This is a genomic window from Listeria sp. PSOL-1 (assembly GCF_902806445.1).
Taxonomy (GTDB): Bacteria; Bacillota; Bacilli; order Lactobacillales; family Listeriaceae; genus Listeria.
On record NZ_LR760298.1, the window covers coordinates 880,263 to 893,661 of the forward strand.

Annotated in this window: 10 protein-coding genes; 1 reads left to right on the forward strand and 9 read right to left on the reverse strand. The window is 37.7% G+C overall.

Annotated elements, in window-relative coordinates; translation table 11 throughout:
- Positions 1-26 precede the first annotated feature (26 nt).
- The 9 genes from G6Q10_RS04330 to G6Q10_RS04370 all read right to left on the reverse strand — a co-directional run bounded on the left by G6Q10_RS04330 (position 27) and on the right by G6Q10_RS04370 (position 12,114).
- On the reverse strand, positions 27-404 hold the full coding sequence (locus G6Q10_RS04330) for an FxsA family protein (protein WP_163653324.1): 378 nt from the start codon (positions 402-404) through the stop codon (positions 27-29).
- Positions 405-544: 140 nt separating this feature from the next.
- Positions 545-2,302, reverse strand: coding sequence for a pyruvate kinase (gene pyk, locus G6Q10_RS04335; RefSeq protein ID WP_163653327.1), 1,758 nt, complete (start codon positions 2,300-2,302; stop codon positions 545-547).
- Positions 2,303-2,551: 249 nt separating this feature from the next.
- Complete coding sequence (gene pfkA / locus G6Q10_RS04340) at positions 2,552-3,511, reverse strand: 6-phosphofructokinase (protein WP_163653329.1); 960 nt, start codon at positions 3,509-3,511, stop codon at positions 2,552-2,554.
- A gap of 210 nt (positions 3,512-3,721) precedes the next feature.
- Positions 3,722-4,675 carry an acetyl-CoA carboxylase carboxyltransferase subunit alpha gene (locus G6Q10_RS04345; RefSeq protein WP_163653332.1) on the reverse strand — a complete coding sequence of 318 codons (954 nt, stop codon included), beginning with the start codon at positions 4,673-4,675 and terminating at the stop codon, positions 3,722-3,724.
- On the reverse strand, positions 4,668-5,552 hold the full coding sequence (gene accD, locus G6Q10_RS04350) for an acetyl-CoA carboxylase, carboxyltransferase subunit beta (RefSeq protein WP_163653335.1): 885 nt from the start codon (positions 5,550-5,552) through the stop codon (positions 4,668-4,670). The genes G6Q10_RS04345 and accD overlap by 8 nt, the downstream gene beginning before the upstream one ends.
- A 188-nt stretch (positions 5,553-5,740) precedes the next feature.
- Positions 5,741-9,067, reverse strand: a complete 3,327-nt coding sequence (gene dnaE / locus G6Q10_RS04355) for a DNA polymerase III subunit alpha (protein WP_163653338.1) — start codon at positions 9,065-9,067, stop codon at positions 5,741-5,743.
- Between the two features lie 73 nt (positions 9,068-9,140).
- Positions 9,141-10,076: a DHH family phosphoesterase gene (locus tag G6Q10_RS04360; protein ID WP_163653341.1), complete on the reverse strand. Its 936-nt coding sequence runs from the start codon at positions 10,074-10,076 to the stop codon at positions 9,141-9,143.
- A 22-nt stretch (positions 10,077-10,098) separates the two neighbouring features.
- Positions 10,099-11,403 (reverse strand): CBS-HotDog domain-containing transcription factor YtoI, encoded by a 1,305-nt coding sequence (gene ytoI, locus G6Q10_RS04365; protein WP_163653345.1) that lies wholly within the window; start codon positions 11,401-11,403, stop codon positions 10,099-10,101.
- A gap of 27 nt (positions 11,404-11,430) precedes the next feature.
- Positions 11,431-12,114 carry a metal-dependent hydrolase gene (locus tag G6Q10_RS04370; RefSeq protein ID WP_163653348.1) on the reverse strand — a complete coding sequence of 228 codons (684 nt, stop codon included), beginning with the start codon at positions 12,112-12,114 and terminating at the stop codon, positions 11,431-11,433.
- A 146-nt stretch (positions 12,115-12,260) separates the two neighbouring features.
- Between G6Q10_RS04370 and G6Q10_RS04375 the strand changes: the two genes are divergently transcribed.
- Positions 12,261-13,355 (forward strand): M24 family metallopeptidase, encoded by a 1,095-nt coding sequence (locus tag G6Q10_RS04375; RefSeq protein WP_163653351.1) that lies wholly within the window; start codon positions 12,261-12,263, stop codon positions 13,353-13,355.
- Positions 13,356-13,399: the final 44 nt, after the last annotated feature.

Here is a 13,399-nt window from a genome sequence, read left to right on the forward strand (position 1 = left end):
AATCTATGTTCGGCTCAAAGTCGTATTTACATATCAAAGTAAATATGCGTATTTTTGATACTCTTTTTATTCAACCAGTTCGTTAATTTTGGCTTGATTAAATTCCTTACAAATGGAATAAAAAGAAATAAAGCGCAAACGGTCGTCATTATGCCAGGAATAATAAAGCCGATCGCCGCAAAAATATAACAAATACCATCAAGTAAATATGGGGCTACTGTTCGGCCATCTCTTAAATTGAACAAAAAATTGGCGCCTAGCTTTTTGATCATATAAATTCCAAGAGCGGTGGAAAGAACTTGAATGAGTAAAAGTGGTAAAAAACCCAACCATTTAAACAACCAAACATAAATAATTAATTCAATAAAACCATAAATCGCCCAATATAATATGATTCGCTTCAATTTGTTTCAACTCCAGTCCTGTATTGCTTTTTATTATAACTTATTTTACTAAAATTCTAAAATATAACGCAAAAAAAACGAGTTTGAAACGTAACCGAGATTCCTCGTTTTACATCTCAAACTCGTTTTTATGACATCAATTAATGGGTTGCTGTTTTTCCATTATAAACATTACCTTGACGAGCATCGACTGTGATTGTTTCACCGTCTTTAATACGTTTCGTCGCATCTTTTGCGCCGACAACAACAGGGATTCCTAAGTTGATGCCAACAACAGCTGCATGGCTTGTCAAACCGCCTTCTTCAACAATAACGGCGGCACTTTTCTCAAATGCTGGTAAAATATCTTTATCCGTTGTTTTAACGACTAAAATACCGCCTTCTTCAGCTTTTTTTAGCGCTTCTTCATTTGTATTTGCAACAATCGCTTTGCCGCTAACTGATGCGCGACCGATCCCTTGTCCTTTGACAACTTTTTCACCGATCAATTGAATTTTCATTAGGTTTGTTGTACCGCTCTCTGTTACTGGTACACCAGCAGTGATGATAATTAAATCACCTTGTTTCGCGAGTCCAGAAGCAACAGATTCTTTGACAGCTAAATCAAACATATCATCTGTATTTTTAACCGGTTCAGCAAGACGAGCATAAACGCCCCAAGAAAGAGCTAATGCACGGCAAACATGAGCATTAAAAGTGACAGCTAAAATATGAGATTTGGGACGGTATTTTGAAATCATTCGTGCTGTATGCCCACTTTGAGTAGCAGCGACAATCGTTTGTACATCCAGATTTCGCGCTGTATGACCTACAGCTTGCCCAATCGCTTCTGTCATGTCTGTATTTGCGTGCATTTTAAGCGCGAATTTATCTTGTGCGATTAATGCTTCTTCTGTACGTAAAGCAATTTTTGCCATCATTTGAACGGCTTCTACTGGATAATCCCCAGCTGCTGTTTCTCCTGAAAGCATGATTGCATCTGTACCATCAAAAATTGCATTGGCCACATCAGATGCTTCTGCACGTGTTGGACGTGGATTACGTTGCATTGAATCAAGCATTTGCGTTGCGGTTACGACAGGTTTCCCTAGTTTATTACATTTTCTAATTAATTCTTTTTGGACGATAGGTACTTCTTCAGCTGGGATTTCAACACCAAGATCTCCACGAGCGACCATTAAGCCTTGGGAAACTTGCAAGATTTCATCAATATTATCTACGCCTTCTTGGTTTTCGATTTTAGGAATAATTTGAACATGTGTTGCATCATTGTTTTCAAGAATCTTTGTGATTTCAAGTACATCAGATGCACGTCGAACAAAGGATGCTGCAATAAAGTCAATGCCTTGTTCTAAACCGAAGCGAATATCATTCGCATCTTTTTCGGTAATCCCAGGTAAATTAATTGAAACGTTTGGCACATTGACACCTTTTTTGTTTTTTAAGGTTCCAGGGTTTTGAACTTTTGTTACAAGCTCACGGTTAGCTGTGTCCTTTTCGATAACTTCAAGACCAATTAAGCCATCATCAAGTAAAATAATAGACCCTACCTCAACATCATCGAATAATTCTTCATAAGTAATCGAGAATTTCTCTTTTGTTCCTTCTACTTGTGTCATGGCAATACGGACAACATCGCCTTTTGCAAATTCTACTTTGCCTTCAGCCATGTCATGTGTCCGAATTTCTGGACCTTTGGTGTCTAATAATAGAGCAACCATTTTTCCAGCTTTTTCTGCAGCTTCACGTATATTTTTAATGCGAGCACCGTGCTCCTTGTAATCGCCATGAGAAAAATTAAGACGCGCAACATTCATACCAGACTCAATTAATTTTACTAGTGTTTCAACCGACTCACTAGCAGGTCCGATTGTACAAATAATTTTCGTTTTTTTCATGTTTCTGATTCCTCCTAAAAAACTTACCTAATCGTTTATAGTATAATTATAAACACATCTTCTACATTTTACCAGCAAGACCTTTGTGATACAAGTTATTTGTGAAAAATTTATCATAATTAAACAGCCAAGCCTCGCGAATAAAACTTTCAAAAAGTGCTTTGTATTCGTGTATGGAACGTCTTCACGATTTTAAATAAAATTATTTTTCGCACACGAAAAGCCACCTTAACCGGTGACTCTTCACAATTAAATGGACAGGATTGAAGCTAAGTTTAACATGGACCTGTCAAGTACATGCGTTTCTTTTAACACTTCAGTAATGTCATTTTCAACAATTTTATTTTCGCGAATACCAACTGCAAGGCCTCCACGATTTTCAAGCAGTAATTCAACTGCACGCGCACCTAAGCGACTAGCAAGAACACGGTCAAAAGCAGTCGGGCTACCACCACGTTGGACGTGACCAAGAACTGTTACACGCGCATGGTAATCGCCATATTCAGCTAAACGATCAGCAAACTCATTTCCAGACATAACGCCTTCAGCAACAACGATAATACTGTGTTTCTTGCCACGTTTGCGCCCTTGTTCCAAACGATTAACCACGTCATCCATGTTAAAATCTTGTTCTGGGACAATGATCGCTTCTGCTCCGCCTGCAAGACCAGACCAAAGAGCAATATCACCAGCATCGCGTCCCATTACTTCAATAATAAAAGTACGCTCATGGCTTGTCGCTGTATCACGAATTCTATCAAGTGCATCAAGTACTGTATTTAAAGCTGTATCAAAGCCAATCGTAAAATCTGTACCACAAATATCGTTATCAATGGTCCCCGGAACCCCTATTGCTTTAAAGCCACGCTTTGTAAGCGCTTCTGCTCCGTGATAAGAACCATCGCCACCAATAACTACAAGTCCTTCAATTTTATGCTTTTTAAGTTGCTCAATTCCCTCTAGTTGTCCTTCTTCCGTTGCAAATTCAGGGTAACGAGCTGAATAAAGAAAAGTTCCCCCGCGATGTAATAAATCGCCTACAGAACCTAACTCAAGCTTACGAATTTTTCCAGTTACAAGTCCAAAGAAGCCATAATCAATGCCAAAAACTTCTAGTCCTTCATTAATTCCTTTTCTTACAACCGCTCGGGCAGCTGCATTCATTCCTGGTGCATCGCCACCACTTGTCAGTATTGCAATACGTTTCATTTTATTTACCACCTTCAGACAATGATATTTTTTATCACATGCTTTATTGTACATGAAATTGATTTAAATGGGAAGCTCTATTTCAAGGTCCTTCTAAAACATTGAATATTGGTATGTGCACTCATGAACAGAGAACCATTAAAAGGAGCCAATTGGTTTACATCAAAACAAGAACTTTATTTTAAAAAAGAAAGCGATTCCTCGCCTTCTTTACATTGTTTCAAAGACACCGATTTGTTTATATTTATTGTAACGTTGATCAACCAACTGCTCTTTTGAAAAAGGGGTTAGTGTATGTAACGCTTTTGAAATCGTTTGACTAATAAACTCTGCTTGTTTTTGTAAATCATGATGGGCGCCACCTTTTACTTCTTCAATAATGCCGTCTGTAATTCCTAAGTCAAACAAATCAGCTGCTGTAATCCGCATCGATTCAGCTGCTTTTTTAGCTTGACTTGCATCTTTCCAAAGAATAGCTGCTGCACCTTCTGGAGAAATAACCGAGAAAACGGCATTTTCAAGCATATAAATTTGGTTTCCAACACCAAGAGCAAGGGCTCCCCCGCTACCACCTTCACCAATAACAATACAAATAATCGGAACTTCCATATCACTCATTTCATATAAATTACGAGCAATGGCTTCACTTTGTCCGCGTTCTTCCGCGGCTTTTCCGGGATAAGCTCCTTTTGTATCAATAAAACAAATAATGGGTCTCCCAAATTTATTCGCTTGTTTCATCAGACGTAAAGCTTTGCGAAAGCCTTCTGGATGAGGCATACCGAAATTGCGATACAAATTATCTTTTGTATCTTTCCCGCGCTGATGACCAATAACGGTTACAGGCATTCCTTTAAATTGAGCAATGCCTCCAACAATTGCAGGATCATCACCAAAAGTACGGTCCCCGTGAAGCTCCATAAATTGATCAAAAATAAGAGGAATATAATCCCGTGTTGTTGGACGATCAGGATGACGTGCGACCTGGAATTTATCCCAAGCAGACATATTGCTATAGATTTCAGTTTCCAATTTCTGCAAGCGTTTCTCTAGCTTTTCAATTTCGCTTGTTAAATCGACTTCTGATTTTTCATTGTACTCCTTTAAATCAGCAATTTTATGACGTAATTCAAGGATTGGTGTTTCGAATTCCATTTCATTCATCCTCTGTTTTTACCTCCTCGTCTTCCAATTTCGTGTGCGTTTCTAATACAAAATGAAGTGCGTTTCTTAAATCAAGCCGATTTAAGACATCATCTAATTGTCCATGCTTTAATAAGAATTCAGCGGTTTGAAAATCATCTGGTAATTCCTCGCGTACAGTTTGTTCGATAACCCGTCGGCCAGCAAAACCAATTAATGCACCTGGCTCGGCAAAATTGAAGTCACCAAGGGATGCAAAACTAGCTGAAACCCCTCCTGTTGTTGGATGCGTCATAACAGTGATGCTAAGGCCTCCATGGTCACTAAAACGCTTAAATGCTGCAGAAGTTTTTGCCATCTGCATAAGTGAAACCATACCTTCTTGCATTCTTGCGCCACCTGAAGCTGTAAAAATGATAAATGGCACACGCGCCTTGTCAGCTTCTTCAACAGCACGAAGAATTTTTTCACCAACGACAGAACCCATACTCGCCATGCGAAAGCGTGAGTCCATTACAGCAATCACAAAAGGAAGTCCTTCAATTTTAGCATGGCCTGTTATAATGGCTTCGTTTAAATTCGTTTTTGCTTTATCTTTTTCTATGCGTTCCATATAATTATCAAATTGAAGTGGATTAGCCGTTGTCAAATTGTTATCCATTTCATTAAAAGAGCCGCTATCGACTAAAAACTCAATTCGTTTAAAAGCATCAATGGTATGATGAAACCCGCAATGACTACAAACCATCAAGTTTTTTTCAAGCTCTTTTGTATACATGATTTTTTTGCAATTTGGGCATTTCGTCATAATCCCTTCTGGCACATCAGTCTTTGCACCGTTTACTGGGATTGTTGCATATTTTTTCTTCTTTGGTTTCGTGAATAAATCTCCTAACAAAGATGAAACCCTCCCTTGCTTACACTTTACTTTTAACATAGTTAGACAATAAAAAAGAATAATGGCAATACACTTTGTTTCTATGAAAAAAGCTTTGGATAAAAACAGCAATCCTGCTAATGAAGAGTGATGTTCCTATTTTCCATTTTAAACTATACCACATTTCCCACTCTTTTAGGAAATGAAATTTATTTTAAAATAACATTCTCATCCCCTAATAACTGCTTTAACTCCCGTAACAATGGTTCTGTTCCATCTACTGCAAACTTTTGTTGCAGCTCAATGGTTTGTTTTGTGTCTGCATGATGAACAATAACACGGTTTTCGCCTTTTGCAGTGATAAGCATGGCTTTAATCTCATCTAAAGTAACATTTCCAGTCATTTTAAGAAATAGACGTTTCGGGACAATCAGCTCATTTAGCGAAATGGCTTCTTGAACAATCGCTTGTAACTCTCCGTTTCTCTGGTCAATTTTAACTTTCAAAAAAAGTTTATCCCCTTTGTTTATCGCCTCGCCAAATTTACGATAACTTTCAGGAAATAACACGGCGCTGGTTTCTTTTGTGTTGTCACTAATTGTTAAAAAGCACATCGCCTCGCCTTTTTTTGTGCGAATGACTTTTTTATCGTGAACATAAGCACCAATTTGATAAACTTTCCCCTTTTTAACATTGACGATCGGCGTTGCTTTAAAATAATCAAGCTGGTCTTTATATTGATTGATAGGATGTGCAGAGACGTATTGTCCTGTGTATTCTTTTTCATATTCTAATTTGATATCTTCTGTGAGTGCGGTAATCTCTTTATAGCGCGGTTTTGGTAAAAAAACGTCATCGCCTTCAAATAAATTGATTTTCCCTTCATCGCTTCCAAGTAGCGCTTCATAATTTAAAGCGGATTGAATCGAATTTTGTAAAGTAGCACGGTCTTTTCCAAATTCATCAAAGGCTCCCGAATAAATGAGTGCTTCTAAAACTGTTTCATTTAGCATTTTAGCTGGCATTCGCTCACAAAAGGTAAAAAAATCGTGGAAAGAACCATTTTTTTGTCGTTCTTCTAAAATGGCTTCAATAAACTTATTGGATACTTTGCGAATGATGCGAAAACTGTAACGAATCGCTGAGTTTCCTTCTACTTGAAAGAAAAGGTGGCTTTTGTTAATGCTTGGTGGCAGCATCTCAATTTGATATTTTTTCGCTTCTGTAATATATTGCGAGATTTTAGTATCATTTCCAAAAACAGAACTAAGTAAAGCGGCCATAAATTCAGCTGGGAAGTGCGCTTTAAGGTAAGCAAGCTGAAAAGCAATTTTTGAATAAGCAGCAGCATGACTTCGGTTAAAACCATAATTAGCAAACCGAACGATCATATCATAAACAGCGTTTGCACTTTCTTCAGCGTAACCTTTCTTTTTTGCACCGGTTACAAAGAATTGACGCTGTTCGTTTAAAACATCTGCTTTTTTCTTACTCACAGCTCGCCTTAATAAATCAGCCTCCCCGAGCGTAAATCCAGCCATTTGACTTGCAACTTGCATGATCTGTTCTTGGTAAACGATAACACCATACGTTACCGCGAGTATTGATTTTAAATCGGGGTGCGGATAATGAATGGCTTCTTTTCCTTGCTTTCTAGCAATAAATGTATCAATTTGTTCCATTGGTCCAGGACGATAAAGTGCATCTACAGCAACAATATCTTCAAATCTGGTTGGTTTTAAATGGCGTAAAACACGCCTAATCCCATCTGATTCAAATTGGAAAACACCCGTCGTATCTCCAGATCTGAAAAGCTTCAATGTCTTTTCATCATCAAGTGGAATATCACGAATAGAAAGCTTAAGATCACGGTGATAATTCACTGATCGCAAAACACGATCAAGTAAGGACAAATTACGAAGGCCTAGAAAATCCATTTTAAGCAAGCCAATTTTCTCAAGATCACCCATAGCATATTGCGTTAAAAAAGCATCTCCGCTACCATTTTGAAGTGGGATTTGTTCAACAAGTGGTCGGTCACTAATGACTATCCCCGCAGCATGTGTCGAAATATGCCTTGGCAAGCCTTCGATTTGTGTAGCAATCTCCCAGATCATTTCGTTTTGTTTGGTTGAATGAATAAAATAGTCGAGCTTTGGGTTTAATTCTTTGGCTTTTTCAAGTGTTATTCCTAATTGATTTGGAATTTGCTTAGCCCATTCAGCTAGTTCTATTGTATTTAGGCCAAATGTTCTCGCAGTATCGCGAATTGCCGCTTTAGCAGCGAGCGTACCAAATGTTCCAATTTGAGCAACATGTGCTGATCCATATTTAGAAACAACATAAGAAATAATATCATCACGCCGATTATCTGGAAAATCTAAATCGATATCAGGCATTGTAATGCGCTCTGGATTCAAAAATCGTTCAAACAAAAGCTGATAACGAATGGGATCCACATCTGTAATTTGTAAGACATAACTCACAAGTGACCCTGCTGCTGATCCTCTTCCAGGTCCAGTTAAAATCTCATTCTTACGCGCATATTTCATCACATCCCAAATGATCAAAAAATAATCGGCAAAGCCCATTTTATTAATAATATCTAATTCATACTCTAAACGTTGAACATACTCTTTTTCATGTAACCTTCGTTCTTTTAACCCTTGAAAAGCAATTTCATAAAGGACTTCTTCTGCTTTTTCATTTTCTTGAAGTGGAAAACGTGGTAAAAGATGTTGATCAAGCTTAATTTCTACATGACAACGCGCAGCAATTCGCTCAGTTTCAAGTAGTGCTTTTTTTTCGATTTCAGTTGTGTACTGTTGTGCCATTTCATCTGGTGTTGCAAAATAAGCAGAACCAACAAGTGGCAAATTCATCCAATCAACGGTTGTATTATCACGAATGGCTTCTAGTATATGAAAGCTTTGGACATCACGTGCATGAAGATAATGGACATTTTTACTCGCAACTAGCGACATCTCCATTTTATCCGCAAAACGGATCATTTTCTGAGCTAAATCTGGGGAATCCTTTTGGAGTGTTAAATAAAAGTGATCGACACCAAATAACTGTTTAAAATAAGTGAAAACTTCCTTTGCTGCTGATTCATTTTCTTCTAGTAATAAATCTTCTAATTCACCTGTCACACCGGGTGTTAAAGCGATTAAACCTTCTTTATACGAAGCAAGCCATTCAAGCGGAAGTTCCTGCTTATCTTCACGTGTTTGGATGGCGCTTGCTATTTTAAGTAACTGATGGTAACCAAGATCTGTTTCAGCAAGGAGGACAAGTTCATAACTTTTTAAAGGATTAATGATACCGGGGATCGTGATGGTTATACCAATAATTGGTTTAATATCTGCTGCTAGGCACTTTTGATAAAACTCTAAGGCGCCATACAAGGCATTTTTATCTGTAATCGCTAAAGCTTGATAATTTGCTTCTTTAGCTTTTTTTATTAGGCGGTCGATTTGCGCTGTGCTTGATAGTAAATCATAAGCACTTGCTACTTGTAAGTGAACAAATCCCATGCAGCTCATCCTTTCTTTTTCATTTCTATTATATCTGGAATTTCAAAAAAAAGAAAGTTTGTTCGCGTCACCATTAAAACTGGTTACAAAGAGCAATGAGCTTGCTATGCATTTCTTCTATTTCTTTAACCGAGTGAATCGTCGCACCAGAAGCAAGGGGGTGTCCACCACCGTGATACTCTTTAGCAAGCGTATTAATGATGGGCCCTTTCGACCTTAGTCTTGCTCGGATCAAATCTCCCTCTTGAATAAACATAATCCATGCTTTTAGACCTTGTGCATTTTCAACAACTGAAACAAGGCTTGACGCATCTCTTGGATTTACTTGAAATTCTTCTAAAATCGCTTTTTCTAAAAAGATCGTTGCTGCACCGCTTTCATCTATTTGAAAGTGTTCAAAAATGTAGCCAGCAAGCCTCATAATATTTACTGGTTGCTGGTACATCTCATTAAAAAGCGCCGGCCTATTAAACGGGTAATCAACTAAAATCGCCGCAAGCCGCATTGTTTCTTTTGTTGTGCTCGGATAAAGAAAACGTCCTGTATCGCCAACAATACCCGCATATAATAATCTGGCTGCTGTTTCATTTAATATTAGTTCAGTTTTAAAATTTTCATAAAAAGCCGTAATCATTTCGCTACAACTTGAAGCGCCTGTATTTATCCAAAGAATATCGCCATAAGGATCATCATTTGGATGGTGATCGATTTTAATCAATTTTCCGCCTAGGGTAAAGCGTTTATCAGCAATTCTTGCGGTATTTGCTGTATCACAAATAATAACAAGCGCATCTTTGTATACATCATCATCGATTACGTCTGGTTCACCTAAAAAAGCAAGGGACGCTTCTTTTTCACCAACAGAAAAGACTTTTTTCTGAGGAAAGCTTGTCCGAATAATCTCAGCAAGTCCCATTTGAGAACCATATGCGTCCGGATCAGGCCTTTCATGACGATGTAAAATAATGGTTTGGTACTTTTTTATTTCATTTAATATCGCTTGCTCCATTTGTTTTTACCTCAATTCTTGTCTAACGTTCCATCATTTGGCAGGTAACAATAGCTTTTCCTGCTAAAACACCTTCTAAATAAAGCTCAATATCTAATTTACAAGCTTTACGTCCCATTTCAAGTATACGGGGCATGACATACATCACAGCATCCATTTGAACTGGCTTTAAGAAATAAAGCGTTACACTTTCAATGACAATATTTCTTTTTTTCATGGCATAAAGCTTTTGTTGAACCACATCACAGACGACTTGCATAAAGACACCGTAAGATAGGGTGCCAAGGGAGTTTGTCATTTGTGGTGTGACTTTAAAATCATAACCATTTTTTTCATGATGTTCTTCCAATTGGCCAGTAATGATATCATCAATCGTTTCGCCAACTTGAGGTTGCTTTTGAATCATTTGCATGGCTTTTAAAATATCTTGCCTACTGACGATACCGATTAATGTTAAATCATCTTTAACAACTGGGATTACCTCTATACTTTCCCAAACCATCATGTGAGAAGCAGAAGCAACACTCATTTTTCTACCCACAGTTAGCGGATTTTTCGTCATGACACGTTCGATGGGTGTAGATGCCGTTTTTTCTAAAATATCCTTACTTGTTGCCATACCCATTAAACGCATATCATGCGCGACTATTGGAAAACGGCTATGCCCTGTTTTTTCTTGTAAACGATGCCAATCCTTTACTTTTTGACCGACTTCAAGATAGGCTGTTTTTTCAAGAGACATTAAGATATCTTCTACTAAAACTACTTCTTTTTTTATTAACTGGTCATAGATAGCCCGATTAATCGTCGTTGCTACAGTAAATGTATCGTAGGAAGTGGACAAGATTGGAAGCTTTTTCTCATCAGCAAGCTTTTTTACCTCGCTACTTGTATCAAAACCACCTGTAATTAATACAGCCGCACCTAAGTTTAAAGCAAGTTCATGAGCAGACACTCGGTTCCCAACAATTAATAGATTACCGGATTCTGTATAGCGCTCCATTGCTTCGACGGTCATTGCTCCAATGACAAACTTGTTTAGTGACTTATACAGGCCTTCATGTCCGCCTAAAACTTGCCCATCAATGATATTAACAATTTCAGCAAAGGTCAGCTTTTCGATACTATCTTTTTGCTTACGTTCAATTCGTAATGTGCCTACGCGTTTAATCGTTGAAACAAAACCAAGCGCCTCTGCATCTTTAATTGCACGATAGGCTGTTCCTTCGCTAACAGACAAATTCTTTGCGATTTTACGAACTGATATTTTTTCTCCAACGGCAAGGTTTTCAATATATTTCAAAATCTGTTCATGTTTAGTTGCCACATTTTTCACCTATCTCTATGTTATAAATTATAATGCTATTTCCTCACCAATTTGCATTACTTTCCCAATTATTCCCTTACCTAAAGAAGCAACAAAAGCATCTGGATCTTGTTCAATCAGCGGGAAGGTATTGTAGTGCATTGGAACAACTTGTTTTGCTTGCAAGAAATCAGCCGCTATTTTTGCATCTTTTGGACCCATTGTAAAATTATCACCAATGGGTAAAAAGGCCAGATCAAGCGGATTTAGTTCACCAATTAATTTCATGTCTGAAAATAAACCGGTATCTCCGGCATGATAAATATTTTTTCCTTCAATTTTAAAAATGATTCCTGTTGGTAAGCCAAGGTCAATCAATTTCCCATCGACTACTTGTGAGGATCCATGGAAAGCTTGTGTTAACTTAATGCTTCCAAAATCAAATGCTCTTTCCCCACCAATATGAAGTGGCGCAACCTTTTCAACACCATTTAGATTTAAAAAAGTCGCCAATTCAACATTACAAATCAGTGTAGCGCCTGAGTTTTTGGCAATTTCAATCGTATCGCCAACGTGATCATCATGTCCGTGGGATAAAACGATATAATCAGGTTTTTGATCCGAAACCTTTAAGTCACACTTTGGATTACCAGAAATAAATGGATCCACCAAAATGGTCTCTTGGTTGGTCATAATTTTAATACACGATTGGCCATGAAACGAAATTTTCATAAAATGACTTCCCTTCCAACTTTTAAATTATGTTCTTATTATAACATTTATAAATAAAAATCTCACATCATTCAAATCAACTGCATCAGCCTATCATTCATGTTATGATTACGCTAGAATTGAAATATTTGAAAGAAGGCTGAACAATGGAAAAAAAGATCAATCTTTTACAAAACTGGCTCGAAAAAGAACAAGCTGAAGTCGCTTTTATTACAAATCCTGAAAATATCGCTTATTTTGCAGGTTTTCATAGTGATCCCCATGAAAGAGTGCTCGGTTTAGCTGTCTTTAGCAATGAAACACCTTTTTTATTTACACCTGGGCTTGAAGTTGAAGAAGCCAAGCGTAGTGGATTTAACCACGCTATTTATGGTTATAGCGATACAGAAAATCCATTTGAAATCATCACACAACAAATCCAAAACCGCGCAAAAAGCATAACCAAAATCGCCATTGAAAAGTCGCATATGAATGTAGGATACTATGAACAACTTGCAAAAAGCTTTCCCAACGCGAACTTCATTGATATTGAAAACAAAATCCAAATGACTCGTTTAGTAAAAACAAAAGATGAAATAAAAATTTTAAAAGAAGCGGCACTTTTAGCCGATGAAGCCATTCAAATTGGAATAAATGAAATCGCAGCAGGTAAGACAGAAGCAGAAATTGTTGCTAAAATCGATTATGAAATGCGCAAAAAAGGCGTGAGTGGCATGAGTTTTGAAACAATGGTTTTAACTGGAAAAAATGGGGCTTCCCCACATGGCACTCCGGGAGACACCCAAATCCAAAAAGGCGATTTTGTTTTATTTGATCTTGGTGTTGTTCATAAAGGTTATTGTTCAGATACGACAAGAACGATCGCTTTTGGAGAAATTAGTACGCAGCAAAAAGAAATTTACGACACAGTCTTAAAAGCACAACTCGCAGCCATTGAAAAAGTGAAAGCTGGTGCAAAAGCAAAAGAAATTGATTTAGCTGCAAGAAAGATTATTCGAGATTCAGGTTACGGGGACTACTTTCCTCATCGTTTAGGGCATGGGCTAGGCATGGGTGTCCATGAATTCCCTTCCATTACTGAAACAAACGAAATGCTGCTAACAGAAAACATGGTGTTTACGATCGAACCTGGGATTTACGTTCCCGGTGTTGCTGGTGTTAGAATTGAAGACGACATTGTTGTCACCGAAAATGGTTATGAAATTTTAACAGAGTTTCCAAAAGAACTTCAATATGTATGACAAAAAGAGCTTGAGAGACATTAGTGTATCTCCCAAGCTCTTCC

Coding starts and splice junctions, on each gene's coding strand:
- pyk (WP_163653327.1), bottom strand. CDS start 2,302: ATGAAAAAAACGAAAATTATTTGTACAATCGGACCTGCTAGTGAGTCG.
- pfkA (WP_163653329.1), bottom strand. CDS start 3,511: ATGAAACGTATTGCAATACTGACAAGTGGTGGCGATGCACCAGGAATG.
- G6Q10_RS04345 (WP_163653332.1), bottom strand. CDS start 4,675: ATGAATGAAATGGAATTCGAAACACCAATCCTTGAATTACGTCATAAA.
- dnaE (WP_163653338.1), bottom strand. CDS start 9,067: ATGGGATTTGTTCACTTACAAGTAGCAAGTGCTTATGATTTACTATCA.
- G6Q10_RS04360 (WP_163653341.1), bottom strand. CDS start 10,076: ATGGAGCAAGCGATATTAAATGAAATAAAAAAGTACCAAACCATTATT.
- G6Q10_RS04370 (WP_163653348.1), bottom strand. CDS start 12,114: ATGAAAATTTCGTTTCATGGCCAATCGTGTATTAAAATTATGACCAAC.
- G6Q10_RS04375 (WP_163653351.1), top strand. CDS start 12,261: ATGGAAAAAAAGATCAATCTTTTACAAAACTGGCTCGAAAAAGAACAA.